This window comes from Nocardiopsis quinghaiensis, assembly GCF_008638365.1.
Lineage (GTDB): Bacteria > Actinomycetota > Actinomycetes > Streptosporangiales > Streptosporangiaceae > Nocardiopsis > Nocardiopsis quinghaiensis.
This window is the reverse complement of record NZ_VWVU01000005.1, coordinates 84,984-105,550: the sequence shown is the minus strand read 5'-3', so window position 1 is coordinate 105,550 and position 20,567 is coordinate 84,984. Positions and strand designations below refer to the sequence as shown.

17 protein-coding genes are annotated in these 20,567 nt (G+C 73.1%); 7 read left to right on the top strand and 10 right to left on the bottom strand.

What is annotated here, in order from left to right; genetic code table 11:
• Positions 1-48: 48 nt before the first annotated feature.
• The 4 genes from FYX01_RS12860 to FYX01_RS12845 form a co-directional block, all read right to left on the bottom strand.
• The gene (locus FYX01_RS12860; RefSeq protein WP_150241315.1) at positions 49-849 is read right to left on the bottom strand and encodes an HAD-IIA family hydrolase; all 801 of its coding nucleotides are present in this window, start codon (positions 847-849) and stop codon (positions 49-51) included.
• Positions 850-942: 93 nt separating this feature from the next.
• Entirely contained in the window at positions 943-1,695 is a 753-nt protein-coding gene (locus FYX01_RS12855; protein ID WP_150240929.1) for an SCO1664 family protein, read from the bottom strand.
• A 58-nt stretch (positions 1,696-1,753) separates the two neighbouring features.
• Positions 1,754-2,335 carry a DUF3090 domain-containing protein gene (locus tag FYX01_RS12850; RefSeq protein WP_150240927.1) on the bottom strand — a complete coding sequence of 194 codons (582 nt, stop codon included), beginning with the start codon at positions 2,333-2,335 and terminating at the stop codon, positions 1,754-1,756.
• A 190-nt stretch (positions 2,336-2,525) separates the two neighbouring features.
• On the bottom strand, positions 2,526-3,347 hold the full coding sequence (locus FYX01_RS12845; RefSeq protein ID WP_150240925.1) for a histidine phosphatase family protein: 822 nt from the start codon (positions 3,345-3,347) through the stop codon (positions 2,526-2,528).
• A 217-nt stretch (positions 3,348-3,564) separates the two neighbouring features.
• Between FYX01_RS12845 and FYX01_RS12840 the strand changes: the two genes are divergently transcribed.
• Positions 3,565-4,518, top strand: a complete 954-nt coding sequence (locus FYX01_RS12840) for an aldo/keto reductase (protein WP_190394299.1) — start codon at positions 3,565-3,567, stop codon at positions 4,516-4,518.
• Positions 4,519-4,531: 13 nt separating this feature from the next.
• On the opposite strand, the gene FYX01_RS12835 is transcribed toward FYX01_RS12840, so the two are convergent.
• Positions 4,532-6,805, bottom strand: a complete 2,274-nt coding sequence (locus FYX01_RS12835) for an LLM class flavin-dependent oxidoreductase (protein ID WP_150240923.1) — start codon at positions 6,803-6,805, stop codon at positions 4,532-4,534.
• A 97-nt stretch (positions 6,806-6,902) separates the two neighbouring features.
• Between FYX01_RS12835 and FYX01_RS12830 the strand changes: the two genes are divergently transcribed.
• The 3 genes from FYX01_RS12830 (at position 6,903) to FYX01_RS12820 (ending at position 10,196) form a co-directional block, all read left to right on the top strand.
• On the top strand, positions 6,903-7,490 hold the full coding sequence (locus FYX01_RS12830; protein ID WP_150240921.1) for a MarR family winged helix-turn-helix transcriptional regulator: 588 nt from the start codon (positions 6,903-6,905) through the stop codon (positions 7,488-7,490).
• Between the two features lie 64 nt (positions 7,491-7,554).
• The gene (locus FYX01_RS12825) at positions 7,555-9,411 is read left to right on the top strand and encodes a helix-hairpin-helix domain-containing protein (RefSeq protein WP_150240919.1); all 1,857 of its coding nucleotides are present in this window, start codon (positions 7,555-7,557) and stop codon (positions 9,409-9,411) included.
• Between the two features lie 134 nt (positions 9,412-9,545).
• Positions 9,546-10,196 carry a formylglycine-generating enzyme family protein gene (locus FYX01_RS12820; RefSeq protein WP_150241311.1) on the top strand — a complete coding sequence of 217 codons (651 nt, stop codon included), beginning with the start codon at positions 9,546-9,548 and terminating at the stop codon, positions 10,194-10,196.
• Positions 10,197-10,431: 235 nt separating this feature from the next.
• Here FYX01_RS12820 and FYX01_RS12810 read toward each other — a convergent pair whose 3' ends face one another.
• From FYX01_RS12810 to FYX01_RS12790, 5 genes are all read right to left on the bottom strand, one after another.
• Positions 10,432-11,193 carry an SDR family NAD(P)-dependent oxidoreductase gene (locus FYX01_RS12810; RefSeq protein WP_150240917.1) on the bottom strand — a complete coding sequence of 254 codons (762 nt, stop codon included), beginning with the start codon at positions 11,191-11,193 and terminating at the stop codon, positions 10,432-10,434.
• A gap of 178 nt (positions 11,194-11,371) precedes the next feature.
• Complete coding sequence (gene fabI / locus FYX01_RS12805) at positions 11,372-12,136, bottom strand: enoyl-ACP reductase FabI (protein ID WP_150240915.1); 765 nt, start codon at positions 12,134-12,136, stop codon at positions 11,372-11,374.
• A gap of 80 nt (positions 12,137-12,216) precedes the next feature.
• Positions 12,217-12,921, bottom strand: a complete 705-nt coding sequence (gene fabG, locus FYX01_RS12800; protein WP_150240913.1) for a 3-oxoacyl-ACP reductase FabG — start codon at positions 12,919-12,921, stop codon at positions 12,217-12,219.
• A gap of 240 nt (positions 12,922-13,161) precedes the next feature.
• The gene (locus FYX01_RS12795; RefSeq protein ID WP_150240911.1) at positions 13,162-13,821 is read right to left on the bottom strand and encodes a response regulator; all 660 of its coding nucleotides are present in this window, start codon (positions 13,819-13,821) and stop codon (positions 13,162-13,164) included.
• Positions 13,796-15,088 carry a sensor histidine kinase gene (locus FYX01_RS12790; RefSeq protein WP_150240909.1) on the bottom strand — a complete coding sequence of 431 codons (1,293 nt, stop codon included), beginning with the start codon at positions 15,086-15,088 and terminating at the stop codon, positions 13,796-13,798. Before FYX01_RS12790 ends, FYX01_RS12795 begins: the two co-directional genes overlap by 26 nt.
• A gap of 341 nt (positions 15,089-15,429) precedes the next feature.
• On the opposite strand from FYX01_RS12790, the gene FYX01_RS12785 reads away from it, so the two are divergent.
• From FYX01_RS12785 to FYX01_RS12775, 3 genes are all read left to right on the top strand, one after another.
• Positions 15,430-16,197 carry an ABC transporter ATP-binding protein gene (locus FYX01_RS12785; RefSeq protein WP_150240907.1) on the top strand — a complete coding sequence of 256 codons (768 nt, stop codon included), beginning with the start codon at positions 15,430-15,432 and terminating at the stop codon, positions 16,195-16,197.
• 5 nt (positions 16,198-16,202) lie between these two features.
• Positions 16,203-18,926: an ABC transporter permease gene (locus FYX01_RS12780; protein ID WP_150240905.1), complete on the top strand. Its 2,724-nt coding sequence runs from the start codon at positions 16,203-16,205 to the stop codon at positions 18,924-18,926.
• 95 nt (positions 18,927-19,021) lie between these two features.
• A complete protein-coding gene (locus FYX01_RS12775; RefSeq protein WP_150240904.1) occupies positions 19,022-20,554 on the top strand; it encodes an MFS transporter in 1,533 nt (510 codons plus the stop codon).
• Positions 20,555-20,567 lie beyond the last annotated feature (13 nt).

The window sequence follows — 20,567 nt, the reverse complement described above, 5'->3', positions numbered from 1 at the left end:
GGCGTCCCGGCGGCCGGAGTGCTCCCGGCGGTGCGCGTGCCCGCCTGGTCAGTCCTGGCCGAAGGGGTCGAGGGTGGCGCCCACCAGCTCCTTCACCGACTCGATCACCCGGGTGGGGCGGTAGGGGAACTGTTCGGCGGTGTCGCGTCCGGAGATGCCCGAGAGCACCAGGACGGTCTGCAGGCCCGCCTCCAGGCCGCTGAGCACGTCGGTGTCCATGCGGTCGCCCACCATCAGCGTGTTCTCCGAGTGCGCGCCGATCCGGCGCAGCGCCGACCGCATCATCAGCGGGTTGGGCTTGCCCACGAAGTAGGGGCGGCGCCCCGTGGCCTTCTCGATCAGCGCGGCGACCGCGCCCGTGGCGGGCAGCGGACCCTCGGCGCTGGGGCCGGTCACATCGGGGTTGGTGGCGATGAACCGGGCGCCGTCGCGAACCAGCCGGATCGCGCGCGTGATGGCCTCGAAGCTGTAGGTGCGGGTCTCACCGAGCACCACGTAGTCGGGATTGCGCTCGGTCATCACGTAGCCGACGTTGTGCAGGGCGGTGGTCAGGCCGGACTCGCCGACGACGTAGGCCGAACCGCCCGGACGCTGGCTCTGGAGGAACTGGGCGGTGGCCAGGGCCGAGGTCCAGATGGACTCCTCCGGGATGTCCAGTCCCGTGTTGAGCAAACGCGCGCGCAGGTCGCGCGGGGTGTAGATGGAGTTGTTGGTCAGCACCATGAACGGGGTCCCGTTCTCGCGCAGCTCCGCGATGAGCGCGTCCGCGCCGGGGATGAGGTGCTCCTCGCGTACGAGCACGCCGTCCATGTCGAAAAGATAGTTCCACTGGTTGCTCACGTGCCCCATTGTGCCGCCCGGGGCAACGGACACGCCATTGTTACCTTCCGGTAGTTGAGGATCCTCACACTGCTCGACCCGGATCGGTGGCCGGAGGACGGCTCAGATCGGCGGCCAGGGCACGGAGGGCCAGTCCGGTGCCGGGTAGGGGTGGATGCCGTGGTCGATGAGCAGGTCCACCCGGCTGCGCACCGCGTAGGCCTCCGGGCCCGACAGGTGCAGGGCCAGTTCCCGGGACAGGGTGCTGTCGGGTTCCCTGAGCTGGACGCGCACCGATGACAGCGCCGTCAGGGCCTCCTCGGGCAGCGGCTGCCCCTGCCACTGCCACAGCACGGTGCGCAGCTTGTACTCCTCTGCGAGGGAGACCCCGTGGTCGCAGCCGTACAGATGGCCGCCGGGGGTGGGCAGCAGGTGGCCGATCTTGCGGTCGGAGTTGTTGATGACCGCGTCGAAGACCGCCATGCGGCGCAGGGCGGCGCTGTCGGTCCTCCGGGACAGGGCGACCAGGTCGACGGTGGTGTCGCCGTGCACCCACAGCTGCACCATGCCCTCACCGAACGGGCCCCCGCGGTGGACCGTGGGCGGGACGACCGCCCAGCCCAGGGCCTCGGAGACGGCGTAGGCGCTGACCTCGCGCCCGGCCAGGGTCCCGTCGGGGAAGTCCCACAGCGGGCGCTCCCCCGCCACCGGCTTGTACACGCAGGCGGCGGAGTGGACGCCGTCGGAGACGGTGCAGTACAGGGTGGCGTTGGAGGCGCTGGTCAGCCGCCCCTCCACGGTGAGCTCACCGGTGCGGAGCAGGTCGAGCCCGAGGGCCGGACTGAGGCCGTCGAAGGCGTCGGCGGTGTCCGTCATCTCGGGCTCCCGGGTGTGCGTGCGCGGAGGCCCGCCGATGTGGTGGTCATGCCCGGCCTCAGACGAGGCGGTCCGGACGGTAGCCGTTCTGGCGCGGACAGACGTGGCCGCCGGGGTCGAGCGGGCGTCCGCACAGCGGGCAGTCCGGCCGTCCGGCGGAGACCACCTTCATGGCGCGTCCGGCGAAGGCGCGGGCGGCGCCGGGGGTGAGGTAGACGCGCAGGACGTCGCGGTGGGCGGGAGCCTCCTCGGCGAAGACCTCCAGTTCCTCCTCGTCGTCCTCGACCATGTCCTCGGCGGCGGTCTCGTCGATCTCCTGGGCCTCGATGATGACGCGGGCGGCCTCGGCGTCCCAGGCCAGGGCGAGCGTGCCGACCCGGAAGTCCTGCTCGATGGGCTGCTCCAGGGGATCCTCGTCCTCGGGCTCGGGGACGTCCTCCGGCGGGGAGCCGAAGCGCCGGTGCACCTCTTCCAGTAGTTCCTCGATGCGGGTGGCTAGCGCTTCGACCTGCGCCTTCTCCAGCACCACGCTGGTGATGCGCCCCTCGCCCACGGCTTGGAGGAAGAAGGTGCGGTCTCCCGGCTGGCCCACGGTTCCGGCGACGAACCGCTCCGGCGGATTGAACTGAAAGACGGGCATGCAAAGAACCTTACGGGATACGGACGGTGCGGCGCCAAACACCCCGGACGCGCTGATGGACCGGCTTCCCGGGGCCGTACCCCCTCCCACGGAGCGGGGACGCCACCCTGGGCCGGGGTTTCCGGGCGGCCGCCGGCGACGCGGACCGCCCGGGCCGTGGCCTCACGGCGGCCCACGCGTGGCGGGCCCCTCAGGAGACGTCGGTCGCGGACTCCTGGGAGGCGGCGGAGGGCTCCTGGGAACCGGCGCCGCCGCCGACGACCGCGTCACCGCCGGCCTCGGCCGGGGTGGGCAGGCTGGCGGCCAGGCTCTCACCGGTGTCGTTGAGCTTGTTGAGGAAGGGACGGGTGCGCGTGTAGGTGATGGAGGTGACCGAGCAGGGGTCCACGCGCAGACGCTGGAAGAGGTCCAGGTGGATACCGAGGGCGTCGGCGACGATCGACTTGATGATGTCGCCGTGGCTGCACACCACGTACACGGGCGGGGGCGGGGGCGGTGGCGCGGCGTCGGCGGCCGGACCGGAACCGGCGGAGGGGGCGGGCGAGGTCATGAGCAGGCGGCTGTTCCAGTCGCGGACGGCCTCGACCGCCCGCGCGGAGGCGGTGGCCAGGGCCTCACCTCCGGGAAAGCGGACGGCGCTGGGGTGGTCCTGCACCACGCGCCACAGGGGCTCCTCGGACAGTTCGCCGATACCGCGGCCGGTCCAGGAGCCGTAGTCGCACTCGATGAAGCGCTCGTCCGTGGTGACGGGGACGCCGAGCCGCTCCGCGACGGCCCCGGCGGTCTCCTGGCAGCGTTCGAGCGGGCTGGAGACCAGAGCGGCCGGGCGCAGCCCGTCCAGGCGGGCGGCCAGGTCGGCGGCCTGGGCGCGGCCGGTGTCGTTGAGGTGGACGCCCTCGGCGCGTCCGGCGAGACGGGGACCGGTGACGTCGGTCATCCCGTGCCGGACGAGGATGAGGGTGACCGCCTCAGGAGTGGAAGGGGTGTCCTGGGATGCTGCGGGTGTCGCCATGGGCACCAGGGTAGGCCCGCCTCCGGCGCGGGGGACGGTAGGCGGGCCCCGGAGTCGCGGCCGCCCCGGGCCGGAGCGCACCGACCGGGCCGCCAGGTTCGGACCACCGCCCCCCCGGCCACGGTCACGGAGGACGCCCTGGTCGGAGCCGCGCCGAGGGCACACGGCGCGGGTGTGTCCAAGGACGACGCCGGACGGACACGGTACTCTCCGCCGCATGGAACAGCGACAGGTGGGCAGATCAGGGCTCTGGGTCTCTCGTACCGCTCTCGGCACGATGACCTGGGGTAAGGACACCTCCGAGGAGGAGGCCGGGCAGCAGCTCACCGCGTTCGTGGACGCGGGCGGCACGCTCGTGGACACCGCGGACATCTACACCGGCGGCCAGAGCGAGCGGATCCTGGGACGGCTGCTGCACGCCTCGGTACGCCGCGAGGACATCGTGGTGGCCACCAAGAGCGGCCACACCCCCGAGGGCTACCGTCCGGTGGACGCCTCCCGCAGGCACCTGCTGGCCTCCCTGGACGCCTCGCTGCGGCGCCTGCAGACCGACTACGTGGACCTGTGGCAGCTGCACGTGTTCGACCCGGTCACCCCGCCGGAGGAGTCGCTGGCCGCGATGGAGACCGCCGTGGCGGCGGGCAAGGCCCGCTACGTGGGCACGGGGAACCTGGAGGCGTGGCAGTTCGCGTCCCTGGCCACCTGGCAGCGCGCGCAGCCCGGTCGTGTGCCGCTGGTGAGCGTGGGCACCGAGTACTCGCTGCTCAACCGCGGCGCCGACCACGGGCTGCGGCCCGCCGCGGCCTCGTCCGGGGCGCACGTGATCGCGTGGTCGCCGCTGGGCCGGGGCGTGCTCAGCGCCAAGTACCGCAACGGGACGCCACCGGACTCGCGGGCGGCGTTCCCGCACATGGCGCCCTACGTGGAGCCCTACCTGGACGACCGCAGCCGCCGGGTGGTGGAGTCGGTGTGCACGGCGGCCGAGGGGCTGGGAGTGTCGCCGCTGGCGGTGGCGTTGAGCTGGGCGCGCGACCAGGAGGGCGTGGCGGCGGCGGTGGTCGGACCGCGCACCCTCGCCCAGCTGGAGGAGATCCTGGGCGTGGAGAACGTGGAGCTGCCGCCCAAGATCCGCGACGCCCTCGACGACGCCACCGCGCGCCCCGAGCGCTGACCCGGTGCCTGCCCTAGGTCCGGGCGGGCGTGATCGGGAAGTTCTTGTCGAACACGTCGTACGGGTCGTACTCGGCCTTGAGGGCGCGCAGCCTGGAGAGGGCGGGCTCGGGGAATGCCTGCGCGAGGACCCCGGGCCCGGTACGGGTGTCGAAGCTCAGGTACATGCCCTCCAGGTGCTTCTCCAGGGCCGACCAGCGGGCGTCCAGCCCGGCGGCGCGCCGGGTCGCCGTCATCACCCCCAGCGAGAAGTTCTGCGACCGGTGGGCGTAGGCGGTGGCGTCGGCCGGAACGTCGTTGACCGCGCCGCCCGCCTGGCGCAGCTGCATGAACATCACGTCGCCCGAGGCGAGCATCTCCCCCATCCCCTCGGCCGCCTCCGGAGTGATGTGGCGCAGCAGGCCCGAACGCGACTCGGGCAGCCCGTGGCCCTGGTGCGGCCCGTCCGCGCCGACCAGGATCGCGGGATAGGGCGCGACCTGGGCCCGCTGGTCCAGGACCGGCCCCACCCCGAGGAAGGGCTCCAGCGCCCGGACGGCGGAATCGGTGTCCTCACCGGCGTAGACCACCATGGCCTGGGCGACGGGGCCCTCACCGCCGCGCGCCGGACCCATGGTGAGGAAGGCGGTGACCTCGCGCGGCGCCGCCTCGGCCGTCTCGCCCCAGGCCCGGAGGAAGGCCGCGGTGTCGGTGGCGTCGTAGACGAACTGTCCGAGGACGACGTCGCGCACGGGCGCGGCCGTGACCTCGACGGCGGTGAGCACGCCGAGGTTGGCGCCCGCTCCGCGCACCCCCCAGAACAGGTCGGAGTGGTGGTCGGCGTCGGCACGCAGGATCCGGCCGTCGGCGGTGACCACCTCGGCCGCGGTGACGTTGTCGATGGTCAGGCCGTGGGCGCGGGCCATGTAGCCCAGGCCGCCCGTGGTGGCCAGGCCCCCGACACCGACGCCCCCGTGGTCGCCCGAGCTGATCGCCATGCCGTACGGGGCGAGGGCCCTGGCGACCTCGCCCCAGCGGGCCCCCGCGCCGAGCCGGACCAGGCCGGCACCGGAGTCGAGGACCTCGACCCCGTCCATCCTGGCCAGGTCGACGATGACACCGCCGTCGCCGGTGGAGCGGCCGCTGATGCCGTGGCCGCCGCTGCGCACGTGCAGGTCGGCCTCCTGGGCGCGGCCGTAGGCGAGGGCCTCGGCGACCCGCTCGGCGGAGTCGGGCCGCAGCACCAGGCCCGGGGAGCCCTTCCGCATGTACCCGTGGCGCACCTTGGCGTAGGCGCGGTCACCGGGCTCGACGGCGTGGTCGCGCAGGTCCTCGGGGACGGCGTCGTAGTCGATGCCGGGACGGCGCGCGGCCAGCGAGGCGGCGGCCCGGGCCGGGCCGGTGACGGTACCCGCGTCGGCGCGTTCGCGCGCGACGGCCTCCCTCAGCGCGGGGGCGACCTCGGCGCCGAAGGTCTGGATGGTGCGCGGGTCGTCGGTGGCCACGAGGAAGGTGGAGTAGCCGTGTTCCAGGACCAGGGGCAGCAGGTCCTCGACCCACTGCTCGGGCGGTCCCTGCAGGAAGCCCCGGCCGGTGGGCAGGAAGGCGCTCTGGGCGAGGTTGAGCATCCGGCGGATCTGGCGGGGGTCGCGCCCGGCGGCCAGTGCGGCCTCGTCGATGGTGCGGTTGGAGGCGGCCATGTCCTCGGGCTGGAGGTAGCCGAGGCTGGGCAGCCAGCCGTCGGCCTTGGCGCCGACCAGGCGGAGCATGCGGGGCTTGTAGGCGCCCAGGCTGATGCCGATGGGGTGGGCCGGCTCGGGGCCGCGCTTCATGCCGCGCACGGTGTAGTGGTCGCCGTCGACGCGGACGCCGCCGCGGGCGTCGGTGTCCCAGACGGCGCGGATGACGTCGATGCCCTCGCTGAGGGCGTCGACGGCCTGGCGCGGGGTGAGGCGGTCCACGCCCATGGCCTCGATGCCGTCCCAGAAGGCCCCGGCGCCCAGGCCGAGTTCGAGGCGGCCGTGGGAGAGCAGGTCCAGGGTGGCGGCGGAGCGGGCGAGCATCGCGGGCGGGCGCAGGGGGAGGTTGAGCACGTTGGCCGACACCCGCAGGCGGGTGGTGCGCGCGGCGACCCAGCTGAGCAGGGTCCAGGTGTCGAGGAAGGCGGGGTTGTAGGGGTGGTCCTGGTAGGTGGCCAGGTCCAGGCCCGCCGCCTCCGTGAGTTCGGCGAGCGTGACGGCCCGGTCGGGGTCCTGCGCCGCGGGTGTGACGAAGGTGCCGAACCGTAGCGGGTGTCCGTAGTCGGACATGGGTGCTCTCCTCGGGGGCGCCAAAACTAGTTTGTCGATCAAACGATGGTGACAACAACTTATCTTTGACGACACCTATTCCTGGTAACCTCAGGCCATGGCATCCACCACTCCGGAACCCGCGCGGCTCCCGGACGCGGGCCCGGACCCGGACACGAACCTGGGGTGGTCGCTGGCCGTGGTCCTGCGCCGCTGGCACGAGCGGGTGGAGGCGGCGCTGGCCGACCTCCCGCACGGCAGCCGGGGCTACCACGTACTCGCCGCCGTCTCACGCGGCGAACCCCCCACACAGGCGGCCCTGGCCGAGCGGCTGCTGATCGACCGCAGCGTGATGACCTACCTGCTCGACGACCTGGAGGCGGTCGGCCTGGTGCGGCGCCGGATCGACCCCCACGACCGGCGGGTGCGGCGGGTGTGCGCCACCGGGCACGGCCGGGAGGTCCTGGCCGGGGTCCGCGAGCGGGTGGAACACGTGGAGGAGCAGGTGCTGGCGGGACTGGACGCGCCCAGCCGGGAACTGTTCCGCGGGCTCGCCCAGCGCGCGGCCGTGGCCGTCCAGGAGGCGTCCCCCGCCACCGACCCGTGCGCGGCCGTGCGCCAGGTGGTCGGCGACGGCGCCGAGGACCCCGGGGGAACGGGGAGCCGGGGAGGACGGCGGCGCACGGGGCGCGGGACCAGGAACTGAGCGTCGTCGCGAGTCGGTAGGCTCCCAGGGTCCGCGAACCGTATGACGAGGGGAACCGCCCGAGGTGTCCGAGGCCATCGAACAGGTCAACGCCGTCCTTGACCGGATGGGCGCCCCGCGCGCCCTGGCGCCCCGGCTGCTGGCCGCGCTGGGAACCGGTGCCGCCGAGCGGTTGGACGCCAACCCGTGGCTGCTGCTGCGACTGCCGCAGGTGACCGTGGAGCAGGCCGACTTCTGCGCCCGCAAGCACCTGGGCGAGGGAGCCCGGCCCGACGACCCGCGGAGGCTGGCGGCGCTCACGGCACACGTACTGCGGATGTCCGAGGCCCGGGGGCACACCGCCGTGGAGGAGAAGCGGCTGGCCACGGTGGTCGGCAGACTGGGCGTGCCCGATCCCGCCGCGGCGCTGGAGGCGGCCGTGGCCGAGGAGAGCGCCGTGGTGCTGGAGAGCATCGACGAGGGCGACGACGACTTCGACTTCGAAGAGGGCGGGGTTCCGGAACTGCCCGACCCGGACCGCTTCTACGCCCTGCCCGACGTGGGGCACGCCGAACAGCGGTTGGGCGACCAGCTGCTGCGGCTCATCGGGGGCAACGACCCGATCATGGACTCGGCGACCGCCGCCGAGACGGTGGACGAGGCCGCCGAGAGGGGCGGGTTCACGGTCTCGGAGCCGACGCGCGACGCCCTGGTGACGGTGGCCCTGCGCCCGGTCACCGTGCTGCGGCACGGTCCCGGCGACGCCGCGGAGGTGGCGCGGGCGCTGGTGTGCATGGACGCGATCGCCACCGACAGCCAGGTGGGGATCGCGGTGGCGGCGCCGACCGCGCAGGCCGCGGCGGCGGTCAACGCCGACCTTGCGAGAATCCGCAGGACGGACGGGGACCCGGCCCCCGCGGAGGCCGGGGGCACCACAGGGGCCGGGGGCACCGCGGCCCCCGAGGGCGCCGGGGAGGAGCCCGGCGCGGCCCCCGGATCCGAGGACGCCCGGGGAGCCGGGAACTCCCCCGTGCGCGCGGTGTCACTGGCCGCGCTCCTGGCCGGTGCGCCGGTGGAGGCAGGACTGGTGGTGCTGTGCGAGGCGATGTCGGTGGGTGTGGGCCGGGCCGCCGAGCTGGCGTCGGTGTGCGCGGACGACACCCACCTGGTGCTGCTGGCCGACCCGGACCAGGCGCCGTCGGCGACGCCGGGCCAGGTGGTGCTGGACGTGGCCGCGTCGCGGACGGTGCACGTGGCCGGGGTGGTCGGACCAGCCGAGCCGGACCCGATCGCGGAACTGGCGGCGGCCGTGGCCGAGGGCGAGGTCCCCGAGGTGGAGGCGCCCGAGCGCGAGGTGGTGCGGGTGCCCGCGGCGTCGGCCGAGGAGGCGGCGCACCGGGTGGTGCAGCTGGTGACGGACTCGATTCCGCGCGCGCTGGGGATCGGAGCCGAGTACGTGCAGGTGGTGGCCGCGCGTGAGGACGGGCCGGCGGGCGCGCGTGCGCTCAACGCCGCGTGCAAGGAACGGGCGAACCCGGGGCCGGGCGCGCACGGCGGGTTCGACGTGGGCGACCGGGTGCTGCTCACGGCGGACGGTCCCGGCTACGGGCCGGGCGACACGGGGTACCTGCGCGAGGTGGACGGGGGCGCCGTGGTGGAGCTGACCGGCGGTACGCGGGTGAGGGTCGCCGACCCCTCGGCGCTGCGCCCGGGCTGGGCGGTGACGGTGGCCGCCGCGCACGGGGGCCGGTGGCCCGCCGTGGTGGCGGTGTTCCCGCCGGAGGTGCCGGTGTCGCGTCCGCAGGTGTACACGACGCTGACCCGGGCGACGCGGCACGTGTCGCTGGTGGACGCCACGAGCGGGGGGCTGGAGGCGGGCGTTCGGGAGAACGCGGCGAAGGAGCGGACCACCCGCCTGATGCGCATCCTCCGGGAGGGATAGGCGTTTCGCCCGGTCCTCGTGAGGTGGCGCGGACCGCCGACCGGACATACCTGTGGCTAATTTCCTACTGATCGTGTAGGAAAGAGTTCGTGACGAACCCCGAACCAGCGCCGCGCCCGACGGTCGCCGAGTCCATGGTCCAGATCCCCGCCGGAAGGATCGTCCTGCGGGACGAGGGCACGCGCACGGACTGGCGGGTCGGGGTCGCGGCCTTCCGGCTTGCGTCCCGTCCCGTGAGCCGCGAGTCGTACCGCGCGGTCCGCGGCGAGGTACCGGAGAGTTCGGCGGGGCCGCGGACTCCGGTGACCGAGGTCTCCTGGCTGGACGCCGTCCGGTTCTGCGACCTGCTCTCGCGCGCGGAGGGGCTCGATCCCTGCTACTCGACGGGCGAGGACCCCGACGCGCGGGACGTGACCTGCGACTGGGAGGCCGACGGCTACCGCCTCCCCTCCGAGGCGGAGTGGGAGTACGCGTGCAGGGCCGGGTCCTCCGGCGTGCGCTACGCGGAACTGGACGAGATCGCCTGGTACCGCGCCAACTCCGGCGGGGAGGTGCACGACGCCGCGACCAGGGCGCCGAACGCCTGGGGTCTGCACGACATGATCGGCAACGTGTGGGAGTGGTGCTGGGACCTCTACGATCCCGGCGTCTACGGCCCCTACCGCGTGTTCCGCGGCGGGGGCTGGCAGGACCACCCCCGGAGCTGCCGGGCCTCGTGCCGCCGCAAGAGCCACCCGACCCTGCGCGTGGACGACCTCGGGTTCAGGCTCGCCCGGTCGCTGTGAACCGTTCGTACGCTCCGAGCGGATGCCCGGGTGTCACGGTCACGGAGAACTCTCGGATACCGCATCTTTACGACGTAGATCAACAATAGCCCGCCTGGGGAGCGGACCTCCTCGGACGTACCGGCGGCACTCCCCGGTGAACACGGCGGCCGGTTCGTCGCGCAGCACGGCCAGTGCGCGCCCGGCCGCGCCGGGCGTTCCCGTTCACGGCCCCGACGGACCCCGCCCGCGACTCTCAGACCTGGTCGAGGAAGGCGCCGTCGACCACCAGGTTCTGTCCGGTGACGAAGGTGGCCGCCGGGCTGGCCAGGAAGGCCACCGCCCGGGCGACCTCCTCGGGGCGTCCGAGGCGTCCGTAGGGGATGCGCTCTCGGACGGACTCGTAGAACTCCGGGTCGTTCTCGCGACGGCGTGCCCATCCCCCGCCGGGGAACTCGATCGGGCCGGGCGAGACGGTGTTGACCCGCACCCCCTCGCCCGCCCACGCGCGGGCCAGCGAGGACGCGTGGTGGTTGAGCGCGGCCTTGACCGCGCCGTAGGCACGCGGACCGGCGGGCGCGGTGGCGTGCAGCGCCGAGGTGCTGGAGATCAGCACCACCGCGCCGCCGCGTCCGGAGGCCAGCAGGTGCGGCCTGGCGGCCTCGGTCAGGCGCACGAACGGCATCACGTCGGCCGCGAAGCCGCGCTCCCACTGGTCCGGGGTGGGCGCGCTCCCGCCGGACACGTTGGAGACCAGCACGTCCAAGCCGCCGAGTTCGGCGACCGCGTCGTCGACGAAGGAGGGCAGCGCGTCGTGGTCGGTGACGTCCAGGGCGCGCGAGAACACCCTCGCCCCGGTCTCCCCCAGCTCACGGGCGGCCTCGGCCAGCGGCTCGGGCGTGCGCGCGCAGATCGCCAGGTCGGCGCCCTCTCCGGCGAACACCTGGGCGATGGCCCGGCCGATCCCCCTGCTGGCCCCGGTCACCGCGACGCGTGCCCCCGACAGTCCCAGATCCATACGTTCCCATCCTCCGACGCGCTCCACCGGCTCTCACATCACCGCCTGCCAGGGTCACACGGGCCGTGGTGGACGCACCGGCGCACACGCCGCGCCAGACCCGTGGGACGGCAGACGGGCGGGCGCCCCCGAGGGGCGGCCCGCCCGCGTCAACCTACCGCACGTGCGTCCGGCGGGTTCAGGCTCCGGTGGAGTGGAAGCCGCCGTCGACGTGGACGGTCTCACCGGTGGTGGCCGGGAACCAGTCGGACAACAGGGCCACGACCGCCTTGGCGGCGGGCTCGGGGTCGGTGACGTCCCAGCCCAGCGGAGCGCGCTCGGGCCAGTGCTTGGCCAGGTCGGCGAACCCGGGGATGCTGCGGGCGGCCATCGTGCTCAGCGGCCCGGCGGAGACCAGGTTGACCCGGATGTCCTGCTCTCCGACATAGCGCGCCAGGTAGCGGGCGGTGGAGGTGAGCGCGGACTTGGCCACGCCCATCCAGTCGTAGATGGGGTAGGAGACGCTGTTGTCGAAGTCCATGGCCACGACCGAGCCGCCGTTCCTCATCAGCGGCGTCAGGGAGGTGGTCAGCGACTTCAGGGAGAAGGTGGAGGTGTGCATGGCCGTGGCCACGTCCGACCACTCGGTGTTGAGGAAGTTGCCGCCCAGCGCCTCCTGCGGGGTGAACCCGATGGAGTGCACGATGCCGTCCAGGCCGTCGACGTGCTCGCCGACGCGCCCGGCCAGGCTGGCGAGCTGCTCGTCGTCGGTGACGTCCAGCTCCAGGACCGGGGGCGTCTCGGGCAGGCGTTTGGCGATGCGCTCGACCAGGCTCATGCGGCCGTAGCCGGTGAGGACGACCGTGGCGCCCTGCTCCTGGGCGAGCCGGGCCACGTGGAAGGCGATGGAGGAGTCGGTGAGCACCCCGGTGACGAGGATGCGCTTACCTTCGAGGATTCCCATGGTTCGGGTTGTCCGTCCTGTCTGTGTTCGGTTCCGGAGGGAGTGCTCCTCCGGGAAGTGGAAGGGGGCGCGGGCGCGGGTCAGTGGCCCATGCCCAGGCCGCCGTCGACGGGGATGACGGCGCCGGTGATGTAGGAGCCGCCGGGCCCGGCGAGGAAGGCCACCGTCCGGGCGATGTCCTCGGTGGCGCCGATGCGGCCCAGGGGAACGTTCTTCCTGATCTCGGCCTGGCGCTCCTCGGGCAGCGCGGCGGTCATGTCGGTCTCGACGAAGCCGGGGGACACGACGTTGACGGTGATGTTGCGCGAACCGAGCTCGCGGGCCAGGGAGCGGCCGAAGCCGACGAGGCCGGCCTTGGAGGCGGCGTAGTTGGCCTGCCCGCCGGAGCCGAGGAGGCCGACCACGGAGGAGATGAGGATGACGCGGCCCGAGCGCTTGCGCATCATGCCGCGCACGGCCCGCTTGGCGACACGGAAGGAGCCGGTGAGGTTGGTGTCCACGACGGTGGAGAAGTCGTCCTCGCTCATCAGGGCGAGGAGCTGGTCCTTGGTGATCCCGGCGTTGGCGACGAGCACCTCGACGGGCCCCTGCACCTCCTCGACCTCCTTGAAGGCGGCGTCGACCTGGGCGGAGTCGGTGATGTCGCAGCGGACGCCCAGCAGGCCCTCCGGGGGCTCGCCGGAACGGTAGGTCACCGCGACGTCGTCTCCGCCCGCGGCCAGCTCACGGGCGATGGCCAGGCCGATTCCGCGGTTGCCGCCGGTGACCAGTACCGAGCGCGACATAGGGGCTCCTCTTCTCCTGCGGTTGCTGTGAACAGCCACGACATGACGTTCAAGGGGGTGGGATCGCATTGCAGCGTACCGAGCTACCGGTCGGTAAACGCAACCGAGGTGAGGAACGGTACTCCTCCCCCGCGCACGGGCCTTTCCGGACATCTGGAAGGGCTCCCGAGGCGCGCGGGGCCGGAGTGAGGTGTGTCACCGCACCGTGCCGCTCCGCGCCGCGCCGGCCGGGCCGGGGGTTCAGGTCCAGCCCGCGTCGTGGGCCAGGATGGCGGCCTGCACCCGGTTGGACATGCCCAGTTTGGACAGGATCCGGCTGACGTGCGCCTTGACCGTGGCCTCGCGCATGCCCAGTTCGCGTCCGGCCTCGGCGTTGGACATGCCCCGGGCCACCGCGACGAGCACGGAGCGCTCCCGCTCGCTGAGCACCGACAGGCGGTGACCGGCCTCGTCGCGGCCCGCGGCCGAGTCGGCGAGCGCGGGGGAGGCGAAGCGTTCGAGCATGCGCTTGGTGACGCTGGGGGAGAGCATGGCGTTTCCCTCATGGACGGTGCGGACCGCGCTGATGAGGTCGCGCGGCGGGGTGTCCTTGAGCAGGAAGCCCACCGCCCCGGCGCGCAGCGCGCCGTGCACGTACTCGTCCAGGTCGAAGGTGGTCAGCAGGACCACGCGGGGCGGCTCGGGCAGGGCGGTGAGCAGGGACGCGGCGGTGATGCCGTCGGTACCCGGCATGCGGATGTCGAGCAGCACCACGTCCGGGGCGAGTTCCCGGGCCAGGCGCACGGCCTCGTCCCCGTCACCTCCCTCCCCCACCACCTCGATGTCGGGGGCCGCGTCCAGGATCATCCGCAGGCCGGATCTGACCAGGAGTTCGTCATCGACCAGGAGCGTGCGGATCACTGTCGGGGACCTCTTCCGTGCCGGGTGGGTTGTCGGTTCGCAAGATAGCGCGCATCCGCCATCCGCCGTCGGGGCACGCCCCGGCGCTGAGGCTGCCGCCCGCGAGGACGACGCGCTCCTGTAGTCCGGTCAGCCCGAAGCCGCTGCGGGGCATGGGAGCGGCCGGGGCCGGCACGGGCTCGTTGGCCACCTCCACCTCCAGCCGATGGGCGCTCCGGTGCAGGCGCAGGGCGACGGCGGCGCCGGGCGCGTGCTTGGCCGCGTTGGTCAGCCCCTCCTGGACGATGCGGTAGGCGGTGCGCTGGACGCCCGCCGGAAGCGGCGGCCCCTGCCCGCTGTCCTCGCGGATGATCCGCATCCCGGCGGCGCGCCACTCCCCCACCAGGCGGTCCAGGTCGGCCAGGACCGGCTGCGGCGCGGTGGGCGCGGCCGCGGTGTCGTCGCGCAGCACCCCGAGGATGCCGCGCAGCTCCGACAGGGCCTCGCGGCCGGTGGTACGGATCAGCCCGGCGGCCTCCACGGTGCGCGGGTCGTCGGTGGAGACCTCCAGTCCGCCCGCGTGCAGCACCATGAGGCTGACCCGGTGCGCGACCACGTCGTGCATCTCGCGGGCGATGCGGGTGCGTTCGGCGGTGATGGCCTGCTCGGCCATCATGTGCTGCTCGCGTTCGAGGCGCTCGGCGCGCTCGTGGAGCCGGTCGATGAGCTGGCGGCGGGTGCCCACCCACAGGCCGAAGGTCATGGGCACGACCAGGAACATCCCGATCATGAAGATCTGGCCGAAGGGGTTGGCCTCGTACGCGAGGATCATGGCCAGGCCGTACAGGGCGAACCAGCCCACCAGCAGGCGCCGGTTGTCGAAGTAGACCGCGTAGGAGTACAGCGCGATCGCCGCCGGGACGAAATTGGCGAAGAACAGCAGCAGTACGAACGCGGTGACGAGCAGCCACCGGGGGTGGCTGCGCCGCAGGAGTACCGTCAGCCCGGCCCACAGCACCGGGATCACGTAGAGGATCATCCCCAGGGGCAGGGCCAGCAGGGGGTTCATTGCGATCAGGGAGCCGACGAAGGCGGCGAAGACGCCGCCGAGCAGGCCGAGCCCTTCGGCCCCGGCTGCGGCGGAGAGCTGCATGAGCCCGCTGAACGGAAGGGGCAGGACGGCGTAGAGCCAGTCGGCGATGCCCAGCCGGCGGTGCCACCACCACTCCCGGTTCCTGTCCCACAGGGCACCGGCGGCGCCGCCCCGGTCGTTGACCCAGCTCCTCATGCTGCGGAGTCTACGGCGGCGCCTCCGGTGGCTCCGCGTGAGAGCACGAGGACACATCCTCACGGCCGGCCGTCGCCGGCTCCACGTATCCCCAGTTCATAGCACCTTTTCACTCGGAGCCGTCACGGAAGGTGAGGTGTCCGCCCCCGACGAAAGTCGGTGGCCGGACCCGACGAAGGAGTCCCGAACCCGTCCGTCACCGTCCCTTTGGCCGAGTCCGGGATCAGCCCCTCGGTGGACGCCCGAGGGGGTCGCGCGGCCCTAGCGTGGTGGAGTGCCGAGGCGGAGCATCCGCCCGGTCCGTACCGCCATCCCTTTCCCGATTCCTGGAGCTGTCTGCCGTGACCGAGTCCACTGTGAAGCCCGTCCCCCCGGTCGCCGCACCGCCGGTGGTGGTCGCCCGGGGCCTCACCAAGACCTACGACACCGGCGACAGCCAGGTCCACGCCCTGTCGGGGGTGGACGTGGAGTTCCACCGGGGCGCCTTCACCGCGATCATGGGCCCCTCCGGGTCCGGCAAGTCCACCCTGATGCACTGCCTGGCCGGGCTGGACGTGCCCACCTCCGGCACCGTGCACCTGGGCCGTACCGAGATCACGGGCCTGCGCGACGCCGAGCTGACCCTGCTGCGCCGCGACCGGATCGGGTTCATCTTCCAGTCGTTCAACCTGCTGCCGATGCTGACCGCCGAGCAGAACATCATGCTGCCCTCCCAGATCGCCCGGCGCGGGGTCGACAAGCAGCGGTTCGACCACATCGTCGACGTGGTGGGCCTGCGCGACCGTCTCAGCCACCTGCCCGCCAAGCTCTCCGGCGGCCAGCAGCAGCGCGTGGCCGTGGCCCGTGCCCTGCTCAACGCGCCCGAGGTCGTCTACGCCGACGAGCCCACCGGCAACCTGGACTCGCGCTCGGGCGCCGAGATCCTTCGGTTCCTGGGCGACTCGGCCCGCGACCTGCACCAGACCATCGTCATGGTCACCCACGACCCGGTCGCCGCCTCCTACGCCGACCGGGTGGTCTTCCTGCGTGACGGCCGCCTGGTGGACGAGGTCACCGATCCCACCGCCGAGCTGGTCTCCGCACGACTGCTGAAGCTGGAAGAGGCCTAGAGGACATGCTGCGCACCACACTCGCCGGGCTGCGACTGCACAAGTCCCGGTACGTCACCACCGTGTTGGCGATCCTGCTCGGGGTCATGTTCGTCTCGGGCACCATGGTCTTCGCCGACACGCTGAGCGCCAGCTACGAGAAGTCCGTCATGGGCTCCGCGACCAGCGTCGACACCATCGCCGTCCCCTCCCAGCCGGAGCCCGGGGGCGGAGAGGCCCCCGAGGAACCGACCCCCTTCACCGGCGGGCAGATCGACGACGTCCGGGCGCTGCCGGAGGTCTCCGAGGCGGGCGGGCTCCTGGAGGACGAGGCCGTGCTCCTGGACGCCGACGGCCGCGCGGTCGGCTTCATCCCGCCCGCCGCGATCGCCCTGGACGGGGTCGGCCGATTCTCCGCCGACGAGGGCTCGCTGCCCTCGAACGGGGACGAGATCGCCCTGGCCACCTCCACCGCCGACCAGACCGGTTTCACCGTCGGCGACACGGTGACCGTGCTCGACGCCGAGGAGGAGAAGCGCGACTTCACCGTCACCGGACTGGTCGAGTTCGGCGTGGACCCGTCCTACAGCAGGAGCGGCGCCGTCGTCTTCGATCCGGACACGGTCCGGGAGATGACCGGTGTGACGGTCTACTCCGAGATCAACGCGCTCGCCGCCGAGGGCCACACCCCCCAGGAGGCGACCGACGCCGTGGCCGGGGCGCTCGGCGCCGGAGCCGAGGTGCGGACCGGTGAGGAGTACGGCCTGGCGATGGCCGAGAGCCTGGGCGGCCAGACCGAGATGATGCGCGTCGCTCTGCTGCTGTTCGCGTTCATCGCGATGTTCGTCGCCGGGATCGTCATCTACAACACCTTCGCCATCCTCATCGCCCAGCGCCAGCGCGAACTGGCCCTGCTGCGGTGCATGGGCGCCAAGCGCGGCCAGGTCTTCCGTTCGGTACTGGCCGAGTCGGTGGTCGTGGGACTGGTCGCCTCCGCCCTGGGCGTGCTGGCCGGTATCGGCATCGGCACGGCCGGCTCGGCCTTCGGCGGTCCGCTCATGGGCACGGGTGACGCGGTCTCCGTCGTGATCACGCCCCTGGCGGTCGTGGTCGGCCTGGCGGTCGGCACCGTGGTGACCGTGTTCTCCGCCCTGATCCCGGCCACGCGCGCCACCCGGGTGGCACCGCTGGCGGCGCTGCGCACCAGTGCCACCGCCGCCGGGCTGGAGAAGGGTACGGGTTGGATCCGCGTCGTCTCCGGCCTGCTGGCCTTCGCGGTCTCGGCCGGTCTGGTCGCCCTGGCCCTGGTGGCGGATCTGGGCGAGACGGGCCTGGTCGTCGTGACCGCCGCCGCCCTGATCGCGTTCGTGGGCGTGGTCGTACTGGGTCCTCTGCTGGTGCGCGGCATCGTGCGCCTGGTCGGCGTCCCCCTGCGGAAGGTGGGCGTGCCGAGCATGCTGGCGGTGGACAACTCCACCCGCAGCCCGCGCCGCGCGGCCACCGCGATGATCGCCCTGACCGTGGGCGCCACGCTCATCACCGGGTACTCGGTCGTCAGCGCCTCCACCGAGACCACCATGACCAACATGCTCGAAGAGCAGTTCCCGGTGGACTACCAGGTCTCCCCGCAGTTGACCAGGGGGGAGCCGGAGAGCGAGGAGGCCGGGGAACCGCAGGAGGCGTCCGCCGAGGGCTCCGAAGGAGCTGAGAACACTGAGGGCGCTGAGGGGGCCGGGGGTCCGGCCGACGGCGCCGAGGGCGCCACCGAGGGAACCGGCGGCGACCCCGCAGAGCAGGAGGGCGGAGCCGACGAGGCGCCGGAGACACCCGCGATGCCCACCGTCCCCGCCGAGGTCGTGGCGGCGCTGGAGAGCCAGCCCGAGCTGGGACAGGTCATCGGCCAGCGCAGTGCCACCGTCGAGACGGACAACGACTGGATGGCCTTCGTCTACACCTATCCGGGCGCCGAGATCGGCGTCGACCTCACCAGCGACGTCGTCGAGGGCGACCTGGCCGACATGGGTCCGGGCAGGGCCGTGATGGCGGAGGGGCACCTCGACGGTGTCGGGGTCGGTGACACCGCCGCCCTCCCGTCCGAGAACGGGGAGGACCTGTCCCTGGAGGTCGTCGCCGTGGTGGAGGAGATGCAGATGCTCTCCGGCGTGACCGTCGCCGAGGAGGACTTCGCCAAGGCCTTCCCCGAGGTGGACGGGAACGAGATGCTCTTCGTCCGCGCGGCGGAGGGCGCCGACCCCGCCGAGGTGCGCGACGCGGTCTACACGGCGGTCGAGGACCACCCGACCATGCAGGTCGGCTCTGCCGCCGAGATGAAGAACCAGTTCTCCCAGATCCTGGACATCGCCTTCTACACCATCGCGGCCATGCTGGGCCTGGCGATCATCATCGCGGTGTTCGGCATCTCCAACACGATGGCCCTGTCGGTGCTGGAGCGCACCCGTGAGTCCGCGCTGCTGCGGGCGCTGGGGCTGGCCAGGGGGCAGCTGCGCCGGATGCTGAGCGTGGAGGCCGTGCTGCTGTGCCTGATCGGCGCCGGGATCGGCGTCGTGCTGGGCGTGGTGTTCGGATGGGCCGCCGGCGCCTCGGTGCTGCCGGACATGATCTTCACCGTTCCGGTCGGCCAGATCGCGGTGTTCATCGCGGTGGCCGTCCTGGCGGGGCTCCTGGCCTCGGTGCTGCCCGGCCGCCGGGCCGCCGGGACCTCGATCACGGGGGCGCTGGCCAGCGAGTAGGCGCTCCGGCCCCTCCGCGCACGGAAGAGGACACGCGGGCCCTCCCCAGCCTTCGGGCGGGGAGGGCCCGCGCCGTACTGTGGGCCCGGAGGTGCGTGGTGGGATCTGCTTCGGTACCGGCCCCGGCGGGCGGGGTGGTGTGGGGTACGGCCACGGCCCGGTGGACGCTCACGGCCACGGTGCTCGGTTCGGGGACGGCCTTCCTGGACTCGACCGTGGTGACGGTGGCGCTGCCCGCCATCCGGGACGACCTGGGCACGGGGCTGTCGGGACTGCAGTGGATCGTCAACGGCTACATGGTGACGCTGTCCGCGCTGATCCTGCTCAGCGGTTCGCTGTCGGACCGGTTCGGCCGGGTGCGCCTGTTCATGCTCGGAGTGGCGGTGTTCGCGTTGGCGTCGGCACTGTGCACGTTCGCGCCGACCCTGGAGTGGCTGGTCGCGGGACGTGTGGTGCAGGGCGTGGGCGGAGCACTGCTGACTCCGGGAAGCCTGGCGATCCTCCAGGCGGGGTTTCGCGAGCAGGACCGGGCACGGGCGATCGGGGCGTGGTCGGGGCTGACGGGCGTGGCCGCGGCGGTGGGGCCCTTCGTGGGCGGCTGGCTGGTGCAGATCGGCGACTGGCGGCTGATCTTCCTCATCAACCTGCCCATCGCTGCGGCGGTTCTGGCGATCGCCTGGTTCAAGGTGCCCGAGTCGCGCGACGCCGGGGCCTCCCGGCGCCTGGACTACCCGGGGGCCCTGCTGGGCGTGGCCGCGCTGGGCGGGATCACCTATGCGCTGATCCAGTGGGGTGCGGTGGGCGCGGCCCCGGGCGTGTGGACCGCGGCGGCGCTGGGTGTGCTGGCCCTGGCGGGGTTCCTGCTGGTGGAGGCGCGCAGCCCGAATCCGATGCTGCCGCTGGGGATCTTCTCCTCGACGGCCTTCAGCACGACCAACGCCGCGACGGTGCTGATCTACGGATCCCTGGGGCCACTGCTGTTCCTGCTGGTGGTCTACCTGCAGGAGGTGGGCGGCTACTCGCCCGTGGCGGCGGGGGCGGCATCGCTGCCGATCACGCTCATGATGCTGGCACTCTCGGCGAGGTCAGGCAGGCTCGCGGCCCGGATCGGTCCCAGGCCGCAGCTGTTCGCGGGCCCGCTGCTGTTGGCGACGGGATTCGTGCTGCTGTCGCGCCTGGAGCCGGAGGCGCCCTACCTGACAGGGGTGCTGCCGGGCGTGCTGCTGGTGGCGCTGGGGCTGTCGACGACGGTGGCGCCGCTGACGGCGACCGTGCTGGCGTCGGTGGGCGAGCGCCGCGCGGGTCTGGCCTCGGGGGTGAACAACACCTTCGCGCGCGGCGCCCAGCTGATCGGGGTGGCCGCGGTCCCGGTGCTCGCCGGGATCAGCGGGACCGCTGGCGAGGGCGCGGGGGCGAACGGGAGCCCCGCGGCGCTCGCGCAGGGCTTCGGTCCGGCGATGCTGATGCTGGCGGGCCTGTGCGTGCTGGCCTCGCTGTGCGCTCCGGCGCTGCCGCGCGGACGGATGCCAGAGGCCGCGGAGGAGGCGAAGCCGGATGCGTCCCCGCGGTTCTGCGGGGTGTCGGGACCGCCGCTGCGCTCGTGTCCGGGGTCCAGAGCCGGGGAGTAGGCTCCGGCGGCTC